At 71.3% G+C, this 17,154-nt stretch carries 13 protein-coding genes; 2 read left to right on the forward strand and 11 right to left on the reverse strand.

The annotated features are described in order from the left end of the window. Positions 1-390: 390 nt before the first annotated feature. Positions 391-1,398, reverse strand: a complete 1,008-nt coding sequence (locus ACZ7L9_RS28885; RefSeq protein WP_471419687.1) for a stage II sporulation protein M — start codon at positions 1,396-1,398, stop codon at positions 391-393. A gap of 120 nt (positions 1,399-1,518) precedes the next feature. Here ACZ7L9_RS28885 and ACZ7L9_RS28890 point away from each other — a divergent pair, with 120 nt between their 5' ends. Beyond that, positions 1,519-2,460 (forward strand): RDD family protein, encoded by a 942-nt coding sequence (locus tag ACZ7L9_RS28890; protein WP_471419688.1) that lies wholly within the window; start codon positions 1,519-1,521, stop codon positions 2,458-2,460. Here the strand turns inward: ACZ7L9_RS28890 and ACZ7L9_RS28895 are convergent. From ACZ7L9_RS28895 to ACZ7L9_RS28930, 8 genes are all read right to left on the reverse strand, one after another. Further along, the gene (locus tag ACZ7L9_RS28895) at positions 2,457-3,068 is read right to left on the reverse strand and encodes a hypothetical protein (protein ID WP_471419690.1); all 612 of its coding nucleotides are present in this window, start codon (positions 3,066-3,068) and stop codon (positions 2,457-2,459) included. The two genes, ACZ7L9_RS28890 and ACZ7L9_RS28895, sit on opposite strands and share 4 nt — an antisense overlap. 199 nt (positions 3,069-3,267) lie before the next feature. Continuing rightward, on the reverse strand, positions 3,268-4,725 hold the full coding sequence (gene ahcY, locus ACZ7L9_RS28900) for an adenosylhomocysteinase (protein ID WP_471419692.1): 1,458 nt from the start codon (positions 4,723-4,725) through the stop codon (positions 3,268-3,270). A 334-nt stretch (positions 4,726-5,059) separates the two neighbouring features. Continuing rightward, complete coding sequence (locus ACZ7L9_RS28905) at positions 5,060-6,046, reverse strand: cation diffusion facilitator family transporter (protein WP_471419694.1); 987 nt, start codon at positions 6,044-6,046, stop codon at positions 5,060-5,062. Positions 6,047-6,134: 88 nt separating this feature from the next. Then, complete coding sequence (manA, locus tag ACZ7L9_RS28910) at positions 6,135-7,316, reverse strand: mannose-6-phosphate isomerase, class I (protein ID WP_471419695.1); 1,182 nt, start codon at positions 7,314-7,316, stop codon at positions 6,135-6,137. 55 nt (positions 7,317-7,371) lie between these two features. Then, positions 7,372-8,508 carry an SIS domain-containing protein gene (locus ACZ7L9_RS28915; protein WP_471419697.1) on the reverse strand — a complete coding sequence of 379 codons (1,137 nt, stop codon included), beginning with the start codon at positions 8,506-8,508 and terminating at the stop codon, positions 7,372-7,374. Between the two features lie 51 nt (positions 8,509-8,559). Continuing rightward, positions 8,560-8,742 (reverse strand): Trm112 family protein, encoded by a 183-nt coding sequence (locus tag ACZ7L9_RS28920; protein ID WP_018552946.1) that lies wholly within the window; start codon positions 8,740-8,742, stop codon positions 8,560-8,562. Between the two features lie 288 nt (positions 8,743-9,030). Next, positions 9,031-10,410, reverse strand: coding sequence for a phosphomannomutase/phosphoglucomutase (locus ACZ7L9_RS28925; protein ID WP_471419699.1), 1,380 nt, complete (start codon positions 10,408-10,410; stop codon positions 9,031-9,033). Between the two features lie 148 nt (positions 10,411-10,558). Further along, positions 10,559-10,939, reverse strand: coding sequence for a DUF3499 domain-containing protein (locus tag ACZ7L9_RS28930; protein ID WP_384451128.1), 381 nt, complete (start codon positions 10,937-10,939; stop codon positions 10,559-10,561). Positions 10,940-11,261: 322 nt separating this feature from the next. On the opposite strand from ACZ7L9_RS28930, the gene ACZ7L9_RS28935 reads away from it, so the two are divergent. Next, positions 11,262-11,690 carry a metallopeptidase family protein gene (locus ACZ7L9_RS28935; RefSeq protein WP_471419875.1) on the forward strand — a complete coding sequence of 143 codons (429 nt, stop codon included), beginning with the start codon at positions 11,262-11,264 and terminating at the stop codon, positions 11,688-11,690. A gap of 89 nt (positions 11,691-11,779) precedes the next feature. Here the strand turns inward: ACZ7L9_RS28935 and ACZ7L9_RS28940 are convergent, their stop codons facing one another. Both ACZ7L9_RS28940 and ACZ7L9_RS28945 read right to left on the reverse strand, forming a co-directional pair. Continuing rightward, on the reverse strand, positions 11,780-13,306 hold the full coding sequence (locus ACZ7L9_RS28940) for a DUF5719 family protein (protein WP_471419701.1): 1,527 nt from the start codon (positions 13,304-13,306) through the stop codon (positions 11,780-11,782). Beyond that, positions 13,303-17,115, reverse strand: a complete 3,813-nt coding sequence (locus tag ACZ7L9_RS28945) for a glycosyltransferase (protein ID WP_471419703.1) — start codon at positions 17,113-17,115, stop codon at positions 13,303-13,305. The genes ACZ7L9_RS28940 and ACZ7L9_RS28945 overlap by 4 nt, the downstream gene beginning before the upstream one ends. Between the last annotated feature and the right edge of the window lie 39 nt (positions 17,116-17,154).

The raw sequence follows: 17,154 nt of genomic DNA on the forward strand, positions 1-17,154 counted from the left end.
TTTCGTGTCCGATTCCCGGTCGAAGCGGGGTCGCTTTCCAGTTCTTCGCTTTCGCGTTTCCCTTTCCGGCGGTTCCAACCTTACCAGACTCTTTTTCGTTCCGTTTCCGGTTCGAATTGAATTCTGATGACCTTTGGAATGGCCTCGCCTTTCGGCTGACTCGACTTTATCAGAATCACTCAGCCGAACCGATCGGCTACATGACCCGGAATAAGAGAATCAATGGCTCCGCGGAGATTCCATCTCCGTTGAGAGCGAGGAAGACGTTAGCTGCTGGGATCGAACCTGTCCAGTCCGACTCAACCGTTTGAATCTACCTCCCCAGGTCGACCGTGTCAACGGTCTCCGAGGCGAAGAGAAGACTAGCAGGTCAGAGCGGGTGTACGCACATCAAGCCGCGGTGGGGAGTTCGGCGCTGCGTTCCGTGGGGTCGATGTCGCCCCGGTCGCCTGCGCGGGCTGCGCGGCCGCCCAGGACGTAGACGTACGCGAGGAAGGCCAGCTCGGCCGTGATGCCGATGGTGATGCGCCCCCAGGTCGGGAGACCGGAAGGGGTGACGAAGCCTTCGATGACGCCCGAGACGAACAGGACCAGAGCGAGGCCGATGGCCATGCCGATCGCGGCTCGGCCCTGCTGCGCGAGGGCCGAGCGGCGGGTCTGCGGGCCCGGGTCGATGACCGTCCAGCCGAGGCGCAGGCCCGTACCCGCTGCGACAAAGACGGCGGTGAGTTCCAACAGACCGTGCGGGAGGACGAGTCCCAGAAAGGTGTCGAGACGGCCGGCTGAGGACATCAGGCCGATGCCGACCCCGAGGTTGAGCACGTTGACGAAGAGGATCCAGATCACCGGTATGCCCAGGAACGCTCCCAGGACCAGGCACATGGCTGCGGCCTGGGCGTTGTTCGTCCATACCTGTGCGGCAAATGACGCGGCCGGGTGGCTGGAGTAGTAGGTCTCGTACTCCCCGCCCGGGCTGGTCAGTCGGCGGAGGTCGTCCGGGGCTGCGATGGCCGACTGGACCTCCGGATGTGTACCTATCCACCAGCCGATGACTGCGGCCAGCAGAGTGGAGAGGACCGCCGTGGGTATCCACCAGTGCCTGGATCGGTAGACCGCGGCGGGGAAGCCGGTGGTCAGGAAGCGCGTGGCGTCGCGCCAGGAGGCTCGGCGGGTGCCTGTCACCGTGGCCCGGGCGCGGGCGACGAGCTGGGTGAGGCGCGCGGTGAGTATCGGGTCCGGGGAGCTGGACTGGAGAAGCGAGAGATGGGTGGCCGTGCGCTGGTAGAGCTCGACGAGCTCGTCGGCTTCCTCGCCGGTGAGACGGCGCCCGCGGTGCAGGAGCTGGTCCAGGCGATCCCACTCGGTGCGGTGGGTGGTCACGAAAACGTCGAGGTCCATGGTCGGCTGCTGCTCCAGGCATGGGTGCGTACGGGTTCGTACTACGGCGGCGCGTTGCGGGTCAGCTTGGCAGACTGAGGTCTCGAGGGGCAGGGAAGACCGGCGAAGGATGGGGCGGCGATGAATGAGCTCGTGACCGGGGACGCGGTCGTGCTGGGGCTGCGGCCTGCGAAGTTGCCGAGCCGGGCGCTGGCGCTGGCTATCGACCTTGCCGTGGTGGGGGCGGCGTTCGTCCTGGTGTCGATCGGCTTGACCATGGCGACGGCGACGCTGGACGAAGCGGCACTCGCGGCGGTGTCCGTGGCGGCCTTTCTGCTGGTGCTCGTGGGCGGGCCGATCGCGGTGGAGACCCTCAGCCATGGGCGTTCGCTGGGGAAGCTGGCGTGCGGGCTGCGCGTGGTGCGGGACGACGGGGGGCCGATCCGTTTCCGGCATGCGCTGGTGCGTGGGGCCATGGGGGTCGTCGAGGTCCTGATGACGCTCGGGGTTGTCGCCTGTATCGCTTCACTGGTGTCGGCGCGGGGCCGGCGGCTCGGGGACGTGTTCGCGGGAACGCTCGTCGTACGGGAGCGGGTGCCTGCTGGGCGGGCGGCTGCTGTGCCGCCTCCGCCGCCGTGGTTGGTCGGGCGGTTCGCGGGTCTGGATCTGTCGGCGGTGCCGGACGGTCTGTGGCTGGCGATACGGCAGTACCTGACGCGGATGTATCAGCTCGACGCGCAGGTGGGCCGGTCGATGGCGGAGCAACTGGCCGCGGAGCTGGCGACGCGAACAGGGGTTCCGGTGCCCGAGGGGGTACCGGCCGGGGCGTATCTGGCGGCGGTGGTGAACGAGCGGCAGGCGCGGGATGCGCGGCGGGTGTTCGTCGCCGCTCGGGAGGGTGATCCGCAGTTCGGTGCCGCCCAGGTGGGAAGCGGGGGGCCGGAGTGTCGGGCTGTCGTGTCCTCGCCGGTGGGGTCCGTGCCGTCTGCGGGAGGTACGGGGACGGGTGCTCCCGGCGTCCCGGCGGCGGAGGAGGGCGGGGCGGCGGCGTCTGCTGCGACGGGGTTCGCGCCGCCTGCCTAGCGCGGTGAGGGTGGGGTTTCCAGGTCTTCGAGCTCGATCCCGGGTGCCGAGAGGACCACGTCGCCGGCGATGTGGACAGTGTGCTGTTCCCCGGTGTCCAGGGCGCTGACCTGGTATTCGTCCACAGTCAGAGGGCCGTTGTCAGTGGCGTGCGCTTCACTGTTCACCAGGGCCCAGGACTGGTCGACGGTGCGGGGGGCGAGGACCGGGTCCGTGAATGCGACCAGGCGGACGCGGGTCGCGGGGGAATCGGGGGTGAGGCGCAGAAGTCGTGAGGTCGCGATGAGGAATGCGGGGGAAGTGCCGGTGAAGGCGTGGGCGCGCACATTGCCTTCGGTGGCATGAATGCCGGTCGGGTCGGTACGGACCCAGGTGACGCCTTCGAGGGCGGCACCGCGGACCTGCCAGCTCGCGGCGTGGAGTTCGAGGCGGATGGGCCGGCCCAGTTCGTCGAGGGTCAGGTCGACGGAACCGAGGTGGTCGCCGGAAGGGGCGGTGATCTGGGAGACGTAGCGCCAGCCGGAGGGGCCGGGGGCGCACTGGAAGTGTTCTTCGCCGAGGAGGGTGTGATCGTGAAGATCGTGGAGCGAATATCGACCGCGGGGCATGGGGTCCTTCGAGGTTCCTCGGGCTGAGCGGGTGCGGTACGAGCGCAGGCCCCCGACACGGGGGTGCGGGGGCCTGCGCTCGTAGCTGCTGCTGAGGTTGTTCCGTCTGTCAGCGACCGGTGGTCACTGACCACAGTCATCACTGGCCGGTGGTCCGGTGGTGACGCGTGCGGTCGCTGACGGGCGGATCAGGAGCGGATCAGTAGCGGTAGTGGTCGGGCTTGTACGGGCCTTCGACCTCGACGCCGATGTAGGCGGCCTGCTCGGGGCGGAGCGTCGTGAGCTTCACGCCGAGCGCGTCGAGGTGGAGACGGGCGACCTTCTCGTCCAGGTGCTTGGGCAGCACGTAGACGTCGGTCGGGTACTCCTCGGGCTTGGTGTACAGCTCGATCTGGGCCAGGGTCTGGTCCGCGAACGAGTTGGACATCACGAACGACGGGTGGCCGGTCGCGTTGCCCAGGTTCAGCAGGCGGCCCTCGGACAGCAGGATGAGGACCTTGCCGTCGGGGAACGTCCAGGTGTGGACCTGCGGCTTGACCTCGTCCTTGACGATGCCGTCGATCTTCGCCAGGCCGGCCATGTCGATCTCGTTGTCGAAGTGGCCGATGTTCCCGACGATGGCCTGGTGCTTCATCTTGGCCATGTCGGCGGCCATGATGATGTCCTTGTTGCCCGTCGTGGTGACGAAGATGTCGGCCTTGTCGACGACCTCGTCGAGGGTGGTCACCTGGTAGCCGTCCATCGCCGCCTGCAGCGCGCAGATCGGGTCGATCTCGGTGATGATCACGCGGGCGCCCTGGCCGCGCAGCGACTCCGCGCAGCCCTTGCCGACGTCGCCGTAGCCGCAGACGACCGCGGTCTTGCCGCCGATGAGCGTGTCGGTGGCGCGGTTGATGCCGTCGATCAAGGAGTGGCGGCAGCCGTACTTGTTGTCGAACTTGGACTTGGTGACAGCGTCGTTGACGTTGATCGCCGGGAAGAGGAGGGTGCCGTCGCGGTGCATCTCGTACAGGCGGTGGACACCGGTGGTGGTCTCCTCGGTCACGCCGCGGATCTCGGAGGCGAGCTGGGTCCACTTCTGCGGGCTCTCACCGAGGGTGCGGTTGAGGAGGGTGAGGATGTGGGCGTACTCCTCGCTGTCCGCCGTCGACGGGTCCGGGGCCGCGCCGGCCTTCTCGAACTCGACACCCTTGTGGACGAGCAGGGTGGCGTCACCGCCGTCGTCGAGGATCATGTTCGGACCGCCGGTGGGGGTGTCCGGCCAGGTCAGGGCCTGCTCGGTGCACCACCAGTACTCTTCGAGCGTCTCGCCCTTCCAGGCGAAGACGGGGACGCCGGCGGGGGCGTCCGGAGTGCCGTTCGGGCCCACGGCGATGGCCGCGGCGGCGTGGTCCTGGGTGGAGAAGATGTTGCAGGAGGCCCAGCGGACCTCGGCGCCGAGGGCGACCAGGGTCTCGATCAGCACGGCGGTCTGCACGGTCATGTGCAGCGAACCGGTGATGCGGGCACCGGCCAGCGGCTGCGCGGCTGCGTACTCCTTGCGGATCGCCATCAGGCCGGGCATCTCGTGCTCGGCGAGGGTGATCTCCTTGCGGCCGAAGGCCGCGAGGGAGAGGTCGGCGACCTTGAAGTCTTGTCGATTGGCGACCGTTGTCATAACGGGCTGCTCCTCGTGATGGGTGTCGAGGTGGGCACGGCTGGCTCTGCGGCGGCGGACACACCAATGCCCGGACGCTCGCAGCGCAGTCCGTCGGAGGCCCTCTCTCCCTCGGCCGGTCCGCGCATACGGACCGATCGACCGCCATCAGCAGCGACGTCTGACACTGCCGTCGAATCTACACCGACCGGCCCGACCGCTCCCAGCCCGCCCGGGAAGGAAGGTGGCCGGGAGGGCGTACCGGGGGCGGGCGGGAGGGCTTGCCGGAGGGGACACAGACGGAAGGCGGTTGGGACGGGAGAAGTGCTTGGGGCCGTAGGGGTACGTGGGTGGGTCAGTGGTCGGAGGACGTCGGGGAGTTCGGCGCTCCGCCCGGGGTCTTGCCGGGGTTGGTGCCGGCTGCGGCGGCCGCCTCGCTGTAGATGTCCGGTTCCAGATAGATGACCCGGGCGATCGGGACGGCTGCGCGGATTCGGGTCTCGGCGGCGTTGATGGCGTTGGCCACTTCGGTGGCCGTGTCGTCGTGCTGTACGGCGATCTTGGCGGCGACCAGCAGTTCTTCCGGGCCGAGGTGGAGCGTGCGCATGTGGATGACGCCGGTGACCGTGTCGCCGTCGACGAGCGCGGACTTGATCTTCTCGACCTGGTCGGCACCTGCGGCTTCGCCGAGCAGGAGGGACTTCGTCTCGGCTGCGAGGACGATCGCGATGATGATCAGCAGGATACCGATACAGAGCGTGCCGATGCCGTCCCAGACGCCGTTGCCGGTCGCCAGGGCCAGACCGACGCCGGCGAGGGCGAGCACAAGCCCGATCAGCGCGCCGAAGTCCTCCAGGAGGACGACGGGGAGTTCGGGGGCCTTGGCACGGCGGATGAACTCCCTCCAGGAGAGCGATCCGCGGGTCTCGTTGGACTCCTTGATGGCCGTACGGAAGGAGAAGCCCTCCGCGATGATCGCGAAGACGAGCACGCCGACCGGCCAGTACCAGGACTCGATCTCGTGCGGGTGTTTGATCTTCTCGTAGCCCTCGTACACCGCGAACATGCCACCGACCGAGAACAGCACGATGGAGACGAGGAAGGCGTAGATGTAGCGCTCGCGGCCGTAGCCGAAGGGGTGCTGTGGGGTGGCTTCGCGCTGGGCCTTCTTGCCGCCGAGCAGCAGCAGGCCCTGGTTGCCCGAGTCGGCGACCGAGTGGACGCTCTCCGCGAGCATCGACGACGAGCCACTGAACAGGAACGCCACGAATTTGGCCACTGCGATCGCGAGGTTGGCGCTGAGTGCCGCCACGATCGCCTTGGTTCCGCCTGACGCACTCATGGGTGCCTGGTGTCCCTTCTTCGGTGCTGCGGCCCTGGCGCCGCGGTACGGCCGGACATTGTTGCAGCCGACTGCTACGGACGGTGCCTCAGGCCACGACTGTGGCGCGGAACAGGGTTCCCGTACCGGACACTTCGACCCTCTCGCCGGAGGGTACGAAGACCGAGGCGCCGGGTGTGAGGCCGAGCGTGCCGGCCTTCGGGGCGCCCGCGGTGCAGAGCAGGATCTGTGGGGTGTCCCTGGTCAGGTCGACGGGGTCGGCGCCGGGCGACAGGTCGAAGCGCGAGAGCCGGAATTCGTCCACGGGCGTCTCGTACAGTTCCTCGCCGGACGGGGACGCCTCGGGGCGCAGGACGCCGGGGTCGCTCGCCTCGAAGCGGACGATGCGCAGGAGTGCGGGCACGTCGATGTGTTTGGGCGTGAGTCCGCAGCGCAGCACGTTGTCGGAGTTGGCCATGATCTCGACGCCGAGGCCGTCGAGGTAGGCGTGCGGGACGCCGGCGCCGAGGAAGAGGGCTTCGCCGGGCTGGAGTTCTACGTAGTTCAGCAACATGGCCGCGAGGACACCGGGGTCGCCGGGGAAGTGGTGGGCGATGCGGGCGTACGGGGTGTGGGCGCCACCGAGGCGTTCGGCGGCCGCGGCCACCTGGTTCACCGTTTCGGCCATCTCCGTCGGGTCGGCGCCGAGGATCGCGGTGAGGACCTCGCGCAGGGCCGCCTCTTCGGGATGGGCGCCGAGGAGGTCGACGTACGGCTCGAGGGAATCGACGCCGAGCGCCGCCATCGCCTCGGCCGCCTCGGTGGGCCTGCGGAAGCCGCACAGGCCGGCGAAGGGGGTGAGCGCGCAGATCAGCTCGGGCTTGTGGTTGGCGTCCTTGTACGTGCGGTGGGGAGCGTCGATCGGAACGGACCGGCGCTCCTCGTCCTCGTACCCCTGCTTCGCCTGTGCGAGGTCGGGGTGGACCTGGAGGGAGAGCGGGGCGCCGGCGGCGAGCAGTTTGAGGAGGAAGGGCAGGCGGGGGCCGAACTTGTCGACCGTGGCCCGGCCCAGTTCGCGCTCGGGGTCGGCGGCGATGACCTCGGTGAGGGGCTGCTCGGGGCCGGCCTCTCCGGCGCCGGTTGTACGGGTGAGGCGGGAGGGGGCTCCGGGGTGGGCGCCCATCCACATCTCTGCCTGGGGTTCGCCGGTGGGTGCGATGCCGAGCAGTTCGGGGATCGCGGTGGTGGAACCCCAGGCGTAAGGGCGCACGGTGTTGGAGAGCCGGTCCATGGGTTGTCCTTGTCAGGTGCGTGGATCGGGGTTGGGGTACCGGTTGGCGCTCACGTCAGGCGCGGGCTGCCGACGCCAGTGCCAGGTAGACGGCGGCGAAGTCGGTGACCGCGAGGAGTTCGGCGAGGGCTTCGAGTTCGGTGCCCTCCTCCGGTTCGAGTTCGCTGATCGCCGTGTCGTGGCCGAGGGCCAGTTCGCGGGCGGCGGGGCCGGCGCTCAGGCCGCCGGAGGGGCGGTCGCGGAGCAGTACGACGCGGGCGTGCAGGGGCTCCGCCTCGTCGACCCGGTCGCGGAAGAAGTCGTCGGGGTCGGCCCCGGCAGCGAATGTGCCCGCCAAAAGCGCGCCATGGGCGGGCAGCGCCTCGGGGAGTTCGGCGGCGAGGGCCGGGCGGCCGGACAGCTCGGCCAGGACCGCCGCGAATCTCCGGCCGACCGGGGCCGCCGCGTCGCCCTCCGTCCAGATGAGGGGCAGGCTGTCGGCGAGTTCGGCGGCCAGGGTCTTGGCAGGGTTGCTGTACGTGGCGATGGCCGGACCGCAGCGTTCGGCGGTGCGGTCCAGGCGGTCGGCGACGCCCTGCAGTGCCTCGGCGGGTGCGCTGACCAGGCCGACCCGATCGAGCAGTGCGAGCAGCGGGGTGAACAGGGCCCAGAGCGTGCCGGGGCCCGCCGCCGACGTCTCGGCGTCGTACTCCCCGTGCGGGGCGGTGGCCATCGGTACGACGAGTCCGCGTACCCCGTCGGTCGCCTCGCGCAGAGGTGACCGGTGGGGGGCGACGGCTACGACGCTGCAGCCGCGGCGGTATGCCTGTTCGGCGAGGAGCGAGAGGCCCGGCTCGGAACCGTCGGCGGTGACGATCAGCAGCAGGTCTACGGAGCCGGCCCAGCCGGGCAGCGTCCAGCGCATCGCGCCCGCGGCCGGGGCGACCCCGGTGGGACGGATGCGGGTGACGGGCGCGGAGGCTCCTGCCAGGGCGGTGATCAGGTCGGCGACGCCGGACGCGGCGGTGCCGGAACCCGCGACGAGTACGGCGCGGGGGCGGCCTTCCGGGTTCAGTGCGGCGATCCCGGCCTCCGCCGCGTGCCGGGCGGCGGTGCGGACCCGGGCCCCGGCCTCGGCGGCGCCGCGGAGCAGTCCGCGGCGGTCGGCTCGGGCCAGGGGTTCCGGGGCGTCGAGCAGCGACTCGTCGAGCATGGGGACGGTCCTCCGATCACGTGCTGATCAGCGTGCGGGATGCGGATGCCGTTACGCGGGGCGACGGGCCTCGTCGACGAGGAGGACGGGGATGCCGTCCCGTACCGGGTAGGCCAGTCCGCAGTCCTTGCCGGTGCAGACGAGTTCGGGGCTGTCGGCCGCCGACCGGTCGTCGAGCGGAGAGTGACAGGCCGGGCAGGCGAGGATCTCCAGAAGGCCGGCTTCGAGCGGCATGGGGTGAGTCCCTTCAAGCATTCGAACAAGCGGTTCGGGTTCACGCGGATCAGGCGACGTCAGCCTACCGCCGGGGTACGGGGGGCGCGGCCCGGGCCGGAATGGAGGTGCGGTGCGCTGGGCGTGGGGGCCGGGAGGCGCCGTGGGCGTGCGGGCCGGGAGGTGCCGTGGGCGTGGGGGGCAGCGTGGTCGTCGGTGGGGCGGGTGTGCGTCGACGGGTGCGGGGGCGCTTGGGGCGGGTCTGTTCCCCTGCTCCCCTTCTCGTAACCGCCGCCCCGCCCCACGCCGCTACGAAGTCGGGGCCTGGGACCGGATCAGGGTCAGTACCTCGTCCCGTACCGCCGCCATCGTCTGTTCGTCACGGGCCTCGACGTTCAAGCGGAGCAGGGGTTCCGTGTTGGAGGCTCGCAGGTTGAACCACCAGTCCGGGGCCGTGACCGTCAGGCCGTCGAGGTCGTCGGTCGTGACTCCGTCGCGGCTCGCGAAGGAACCACGTACCGCTGCCGTGCGGCCCGCCTGGTCGGTGACCGCGGAGTTGATCTCGCCGGATCCGCAGTAGCGGTCGTACTGCGCGACCAGTTCCGACAGCGTGCCCGCCTGGCCCCCCAGCGCGGCCAGGACGTGGAGCGCGGCGAGCATGCCCGTATCGGCGTTCCAGAAGTCGCGGAAGTAGTAGTGCGCGGAGTGTTCACCGCCGAAGATCGCGCCGTGCTCGGCCATCTCCGCCTTGATGAAGGAATGGCCCACGCGGGTACGGACCGGGGTGCCGCCGTTCTCGCGGACGACCTCGGGGACCGTGAGGGAGGTGATCAGGTTGTGGATGACAGTGCCCTTGCCACCGTTGCGGGCGAGTTCCCGGGCCGCGACCAGGGCGGTGATCGCCGACGGGGAGACGCCCGCGCCGCGTTCGTCCACGACGAAGCAGCGGTCGGCGTCCCCGTCGAAGGCGAGGCCCAGGTCGGCGCCCTCGGCCACGACGCGGGCCTGGAGATCGAGGAGGTTCTTCGGGTCGAGCGGGTTGGCCTCGTGGTTGGGGAACGTGCCGTCCAGCTCGAAGTACATCGGTACGAGGTCGACGGGAAGGTTCGCGAAGACGGTCGGGACGGTGTGGCCGCCCATGCCGTTGCCCGCGTCGACGACGACCTTCAGCGGGCGGATCGACGCGACGTCCACCAGCGACAACAGGTGCGCGGCGTAGTCGGTGAGCGTTTCGCGCCGGGTGATGGTGCCGGGGGCGCTCGCCGGTCGCGGCGCGCCGGTCTCGGACCACTTCTCGACCAGGGCGCGGATCTCCGAGAGACCGGTGTCCTGGCCCACGGGTGCGGCGCCTGCCCGGCAGAGCTTGATGCCGTTGTACTGCGCGGGGTTGTGCGAGGCGGTGAACATCGCGCCGGGGAGAGCGAGGCTGCCGGAGGCGAAGTACAGCTGGTCGGTCGAGCAGAGGCCAATCAGTGTGACGTCCGCGCCGTGCGCCGCCGCGCCGCGCGCGAAGGCTCCCGAGAGGCCGGGTGACGAGGGCCGCATGTCGTGGCCGATCACGATCGCGTCCGCGCCTGTGACCTCGACGAATGCCGCCCCGAACTGTTCGGCCAGCGATTCGTCCCACTGGTCGGGGACCACCCCGCGTACGTCGTACGCCTTGACGATCTGCGACAGATCAGCAGCCACGGGCCGGTCCTCCTGAGATTTCTGCGGACCGCCCAAACTACCCGGCGGCGGTTTAGGCGGACCGCGGGGTCTTGAGGTGGTGCGATACAGGGGTGAGGCGCGGTTGAGTGCCGTGCCCGCTCAGGGCAGCATCCAGGCCGGCACCGACTCAGGAGTCCGGTGAGCGCAGCACTCGCAGATGGCCGCGGCGCGCGACCTCCATCGGATCCGCGGTCTGCGGGCCACCACCGCTCCTGCCGTCGCCGCCGCGGTCGTGCGGCCGCGCCGCTTCCCGTACGGCATTGGCGAGCGCTTCGAGATCGTCGCCGCTGGGGCGGGTGGGGGCGGAGGGGTCGGAGAGCCTGACGACTTCCCAGCCACGTGGCGCGGTCAGCCGCTCACTGTGCTCGGCGCAGAGGTCGTAGCAGTGTGGCTCGGCGTAGGTGGCGAGCGGGCCGAGGACCGCAGTCGAGTCGGCATAGACGTACGTCAGTGTCGCGACGGCAGGGCGGCCGCACGCGGTGCGCGAACAGCGACGTACAGGGCTCACGATGTTGGACGGTACCGCACTCTTGAGCGGGCTGCGACGACTCTCCCTCAGGTCACCCCACCGTGTCGCTCTGTGGCCTCCGGCCCGACCGCCTTCCGGGCAGCCCTCCTGACCTGCGGAGGAAGCCAGACGCACAGGGCGTACCGGCAACGATTCCGGTCACGACTCGACACAAAAGCTGTCATTCACCAAGAGACCAACGGTCAGGAGCAGGACCTGAAACGGGCTCCGGCTTGGCCGGATTGTTCAGGATTGGACATGCCGACGCCCTGTCAGGGAGCGGCGATCCGCCTGCCCGGCGGAGAGTTACCCTGCGTCAGTGATGGACAGTCCCGTACCGCCCAGCCCGTCCGAGCCGCGCCCGCGCCGTCGTGACCGCCATGGCCGCGGCATGCGCGGGCCCGTCGCCCCGCCCCAGGTGCCGCTCTCGGCCAGCAGGGCGGAGAACTTCCGTGATCTCGTGCAGGACTCGGTGGAGCGGCTGGAGCGGCGCTGGCCGCAGCTGGCCGAGGTCGACTTCATGGTGCTCGATGTGCCGGGACCGCAGGAGGAGACCGTTCCGCTGGGGCGCGCGGTCTCCGCGAAGAAGGACCGGCCCGCGCAGATCGTCATCTACCGGCGGCCTGTCGAGATCCGTTCCAAGAACCGGGACGAGCGCGCCCTGCTGGTGCACGAGGTCGTGGTGGAGCAGGTCGCGGAGCTGCTCGGGCTGTCGCCGGAGTCGGTGGATCCGCGGTACGGGCAGGAGTAGGCCCGGCAGAGCGGCCGGCGCCCGCCCACCCGTACCGCCGGCTCAGAGCCTGTCGGGTGACCTCCGATCGGGGGTCGCCCGACAGTCTCTCAGTCGTCCAGGACCGACAGGTCCTGTTCGACCGCGGGCACCTCGACCGTTGCGCGGTCGTTGGGCAGGGTCTGCACGGTGAACATCTGGACGCCGTCCCGCGGGAGGCTGAGCGTGCGTGCGGCGTGGACCGGGCCGCCCGACTCCGTCCGTACCGTCAGCGCGTAGCCGCCCTTGAGCCCGGACGGTACGGGCGGGGTCACCGCGAGCGTCGTTCCGCCCTTGACCGTGTACGTCTTGACTGTCTGTTCGCCGCCCTCGCTGCCCGCGGAGGCGATGACCTTCACGGTGGCGGTGGCGCCCGGCGCGGTGAGCGAGAGGGTCGATCCCTTGGCCCGGTTGTCGGCCACGGTCGCCTGCGCGCCCACCGGGCCGGTGGCCGGGATGTAGCCGACCTCCTGCCCGTCGCCCTTGCCGCGGACCACGCGCAGCGCGGCCACCACCGGGGTCCCCTTTCCGCCCTCGGCCGGGGTCAGCAGCAGGGAGCCGGCTTCGCCCCTGGTGATGTCCTTCAGGTCGACGCCCGCGGTCATCCTCGACTTGACGTGGAGCTCGTCGTGCCCGACCGGGGAGATCGCGCCGTCCTTGCCGAGTAGTTTCACCTTCAGATCGGCGTCGCCGTCGCCGGGTGCGAAGGCCACCAGACGGACCGAGGTGGCGTCCGCCGGAATGCCGGGGAGCACCAGGGTGCCCGCCGGGTCGGCCGAGGCGGCCAGCCAGTCGCTGCCCGTCTCCTCGTCCGCGGTCCTGACGACCGCGCCGACGCGTCCGGTACGGGTGGTGACGTGGACGGTCACGTCCTCGGCCGCCTCGCTGGTCAGCGTGGAGATCAGGACCGGGACGCTGGACCGGGCGGGCACCGTGATGCCCTCGCCGACGTCGGACTTGAGGGTGCCGTCCGGGCCGTACAGCTCGATGTCGGCGACGGCCGCGGTGTCGTCCGGGTTGGTGAGGTGGACGTAGTCCTCGCGGGACTTCGCGGTGCTCGCGGCCGGGAACCAGAAGTCCGTGTCGGGTCCGGTGCAGCTGACACCGAGCAGGCCGCGGGCGCCGCCCGCCTCGACCACGGTGGTCTGCTGGGTGGTCCAGCCGGGGGCCAGACGTCCGGTGGCGGTGCCGACGAGCGCGGGGGCGTCGGCGCCGGACACGTCGGCGGTGGCCGGTTTGCCGGGCTCCTTGAGGGAGACGACGGGCTTTCCGGGATCCGTCTTCTTCTTGCCCTTCTCGTCCTTCTTCCCGCCCTCGGCGGTGGTGTCGTCGCCGGTGACGGACGTGGACTGCTTCAGTTCGGCGGCCCCGGCGTCGCCGCCGCTGCCGCCCGACGGGGTGATGGACGTGTACGTCGTCTCCGCGAGGTCCGAGAGACCGGGCGCCGGGCAGACCAGGCTGGACCGCTCCACCGGCAGCCGGGTGGCGGCCTTCGCCTCCGTCGTGCCCCCGTCGCCGGGCGCGGTGAGCGCGGCGAATCCGGTGACGGCGGCGAGGGCTGCGGCGCCCGCGATGAGGGACAGGCTGGTGGACTTCACTCGGACTCGCCTCGCGATGCGTTACCGGTCGGCCACGGGTGCTGGCCGGGGGCGGGGTTCTCGTCGGGGTTCTGCGGGTCGTACGGGCCCGGCACGCCGTAGCCGGCCTGGGGGTCGTAGGGGGCCTGCGGGTCGTACTGCGGAACCTGCTGGGCGTACTGCGTCTGTGAGTCGTACTGCTGTTGCTGGGCGTAGCCATACGGGTCGTAGGCGTTCTGCTGGTACGGGTCCGCGGCGGCCTGGTGCTCGTGGTGCGTGCCGTACTGGCCGTCCTGGTACTGCTGCTCGCCCTGGTACTGCTGGTAGTCGGCGCCCTGGTACTGCTGCGCGTCCCATTCGCCGTACTGCTGCTGCGGCACCGCCGCGTACTGACCGCTGTCGGTCTGCGGAGCGAAGACCTCCTGGTCGTCGCTCTGCTGCGGATCCGGCTGCGCCTGCTGAGGGGGCTGCGGCTCGGTGGTCTGCTGGGCGGGGATGTACTGGCCCGCCGCGTCCGGGGCCGCCTCGGCGCTCCCGCTCCCGGCCTGCTCCGACTCCGCTTCCGCCTGGGCGGCCGCGCGAAGCCTGCGTGCCCGGCGCCCCTCGCCCGCGATCGGCTCCGCGGGGACCGTCACGGCCTCCTCGGGCAGGTCGTCGTCGATCTCCCGGCGGCGGCCCGGCAGGGCGAGGACCAGCAGGACCACGGCAAGCGCGCTCTGGGCCCAGATCCAGGCGGTGTGGGTGAGCGCAGTGTCGTACGTGAGGTCCAGCGTGCCGCCCTCGGCGGGGAGCTCGAAGCCCTGGGCCCAGCCGTCGACCGTCTTACGGGTCAGCGTCCGGCCGTTCAGCGTGGCCTGCCAGCCGGGGTCGGCGGCATCCGCGATCCGCAGCACCCGGCCGGAACCGCCCGCCGGGATCTTGGTGTGCGCCTCGACGGGGAGGGCGCCCACGGGCAGCGGTTCGGCGTCGGCGCCGGACGGGACGATCATGACCCGGGCGACCTGCCGGTCGACCCGCCACAGCGCGCTGCCGTCCAGCTGGCTCAGCCTGCTGAGGCCCGGGGTCGCGTCGAGGACCCGGCTCATCTCCTTCGGCGAGCCGTCCCGTACCAGGACGTAGCGGATCGCGAAGCCGCTGAGCTGGCTGCCCTGGTCGGCGCCGGAGCCCGCGACCAGGTTGGCGACGACCTTGTCGAGCTGGCTGTTGCCGCCGCCCGCCTCGGCCAGTTCGGCGTCGCCGAGCCGCGCGCCGGAGCCGCGTACCAGGGTGTACGAGACGGCGGCGGGCGAGGTGCCACCCAGGACCAGGGTGCGCGGCTGGTCGCGGGTGGCGCTCTCCTCCGCGACGAACGCCGGCACCTGCACCGGGTCGCGGCGCTCCAGCGGGCCCGCGGCACCGCCGATCATCCAGCCGGCGGCGGCCAGCACCGGCGCGAGGCCGGCGGCGAGGGCGATCAGCGCGGCGACGGGCTGGCGCCAGCCGAAGCTGAGCTCGGCGACGCGTACCCGGGCGCCGTCCGCGCCCACCAACGCGGCGGCGATCAGCGCGATGCCGTAGACGAGGGTGGCGGGGCCCGCCCAGCCCGAGCCGTTGGCGAGGGCGGCGAAGACCAGCGCCACGAGCGCGACGGCCCACGCGGTGCGTACCGCGAACTGCCGCTCCCCGCGCAGCAGCGCGGCCAGCGCGGCGAACACGATGCCGAGCAGCAGCACGCCGCCCGCGGCCTTGGGGCCGCCGGGGCTGATGCCGAGCAGATCGAGTGCCGAGGCCGTGCCCGTACCGATGTCCAGGCCCGCCTCCTTCAGGAAGCCGGAGGGGCTGCTGAGGAGCGAGAGCGACCAGGGTGCGAGGACGAGCAGCGGCGTGCCGATCGCGGCGAGGAAACGGAGCCCGTACGCGACGATGTCGTCGCGGCGCAGTGCGAGCACACCGATGCCGAGGACCACCGCGAGCGGCCAGACGATGGGCGTGAACGCCATCGCCAAGGTGAGGAGCAGGGTGTACGCCCAGGTGGCGCGCCAGCTGCCGCGTGCGTCGCCACCGGCCCGCATGCCGTGCGCGGAGACGGCGGCGCGGGCGATCAGCGGAAGCAGGACCGCCAGGACGGCGGTGCCGAGGCGGCCGGTCGCCAGTGCGCCGGTCGCCGCCGGCAGGAAGGCGTACGCGATGCTCGCCCAGGCCCGCAGCAGCCTTGATTCGAGCAGCGGCCGGGACACGAAGTACGCGGTCAGTCCGGCGAGCGGGACCGAGCAGACCAGCAGCAACGTGAGCGCGAAGCCGGTCGAGCCGAGGAACAGCGCGGACAGTGCCGAGATCACGGCGAGATAGGGCGGCGCGGTCTGCGTGCCGCCGGTACCGACCGGATGCCAGCCGTCCGCGTACGTGCCCCACAGGGCGGAGGCGTCGGCGGGCGCGGGCAGCAGCGCCCCGCCCGCGAGCGCTCCGCCACCGAGCAGACCGCGGCAGGCGACGAGCGAGACGAACAGCAGGACGGCGAAGAGCACCGGCCCCGGTTTGCGCCCGATCCGCTTCAGCCGCGCGAACTGCTCGATCTCCAGGAAGTCGGCGTCGTCACCGCCGGGGCCGGACTCCACGGCTCCGTGCCGCGAGCCGCCCGCGTCGGTGTCGGAGCCGCTGCCGAAGTTTCCGGCGACCTGCTCGACGGTGGCACGGACGGTGGCACCGGGCGGCGGGAAGAGGCCGCGCAGTTCGGCCTGGTCGACGGCGCCCCTGCCGCGGCTGCGCCGGGCCGAGAGGATCCGTCCGGGGCGCAGCAGGGTGCCGAAGAGCCCGGCGACCTCGTCGAGGGCCTGGCCGGGCACCTTGCCGACGAGATAGGCGAGGGTACGCAGCAGCGTCCCGACGACGAGCCGGAGCATCACCCACGGCAGGGCCTTGGCGCGTGCGTTGACCAGCATCGTGTAGACGGCACCGGCCTTGTCGACGCGGTGCGGGGAGGCGACCGAGCGTCCCGCGCAGTCGATGGGGCGGCGCTCGCGAGCGGAGGCCTCGGCATGCCTGAGGACGGCGTCGGGGGCGACGAGCACCCGGTGTCCCGCGGTGTGGGCGCGCCAGCACAGGTCGACGTCGTCACGCATCAACGGGAGCCTGCGGTCGAACCCGCCGAGCTCCTCCCAGATGTCACGGCGGATCAGCATGCCCGCAGTGGAGACGGAGAGCACGGTACGGACCTGGTCGTGCTGGCCCTGATCCTGCTCGCGCCGGTCGAGTCCGGTCCAGCGGCGACCGCTGTTGGCGATGGAGACACCGACTTCGAGCAACTGCCTGCGGTCGTACCAGCCGCGGAGCTTCGGGCCGACGATCGTGGCATGCGGGTCGGTGTCGACGACGCGCAGCAGCTCGGCGAGCGCGTCGGGTTCGGGTGCGCAGTCGTCGTGGAGCAGCCAGAGCCACTGCACCGGTTCGCCGTGCGGCAGTTCGGGCAGGTCGTACGCATCGTCGCGCCAGGTCCTGCTGGCGGGGTCCCAGCTGCTGGGGCGCTTCAGGTACGGCAGGTCCTCGGGGGTGAGGACACCGGCCGTGCGGGTCGCCTCGTCGACGGCGGTGCCGAAGCTCGTACGGCGTGCGAGGTGCAGGACGCGTTCGGCGCCGAGCGCCTCGGTGACCAGCCGCGCGGAGTCGTCGGCGCTGCCGGTGTCGGCGGCGACGACGTTCTGTGCGGGGCGTTCCTGCCCGAGCAGCCCGGCGAGCGCGTCGGGCAGCCAGCGTGCGCCGTCATGGGAGACGAGCACGGCGGTGACGACATGCCGGGGGAACTCTGGGGCGGCGGCAGCCGCGTACGGCGCCGTCGGTTGGCTGTGCACGGACATCGAGGTACGGGCCCTCCGGCCGGGTCCGGGGGACGTCCC

It is taken from the genome of Streptomyces sp. NPDC111516, assembly GCF_055635345.1.

Excerpts from the sequence above, each read along its gene's own strand:
- ACZ7L9_RS28885 (WP_471419687.1), bottom strand. The coding sequence starts at position 1,398 with ATGGACCTCGACGTTTTCGTGACCACCCACCGCACCGAGTGGGATCGC.
- ACZ7L9_RS28895 (WP_471419690.1), bottom strand. The coding sequence starts at position 3,068 with ATGCCCCGCGGTCGATATTCGCTCCACGATCTTCACGATCACACCCTC.
- ACZ7L9_RS28905 (WP_471419694.1), bottom strand. The coding sequence starts at position 6,046 with ATGAGTGCGTCAGGCGGAACCAAGGCGATCGTGGCGGCACTCAGCGCC.
- ACZ7L9_RS28920 (WP_018552946.1), bottom strand. The coding sequence starts at position 8,742 with ATGCCGCTCGAAGCCGGCCTTCTGGAGATCCTCGCCTGCCCGGCCTGT.
- ahcY (WP_471419692.1), bottom strand. The coding sequence starts at position 4,725 with ATGACAACGGTCGCCAATCGACAAGACTTCAAGGTCGCCGACCTCTCC.
- ACZ7L9_RS28915 (WP_471419697.1), bottom strand. The coding sequence starts at position 8,508 with ATGCTCGACGAGTCGCTGCTCGACGCCCCGGAACCCCTGGCCCGAGCC.
- manA (WP_471419695.1), bottom strand. The coding sequence starts at position 7,316 with ATGGACCGGCTCTCCAACACCGTGCGCCCTTACGCCTGGGGTTCCACC.
- ACZ7L9_RS28935 (WP_471419875.1), top strand. The coding sequence starts at position 11,262 with ATGGACAGTCCCGTACCGCCCAGCCCGTCCGAGCCGCGCCCGCGCCGT.
- ACZ7L9_RS28945 (WP_471419703.1), bottom strand. The coding sequence starts at position 17,115 with ATGTCCGTGCACAGCCAACCGACGGCGCCGTACGCGGCTGCCGCCGCC.
- ACZ7L9_RS28890 (WP_471419688.1), top strand. The coding sequence starts at position 1,519 with ATGAATGAGCTCGTGACCGGGGACGCGGTCGTGCTGGGGCTGCGGCCT.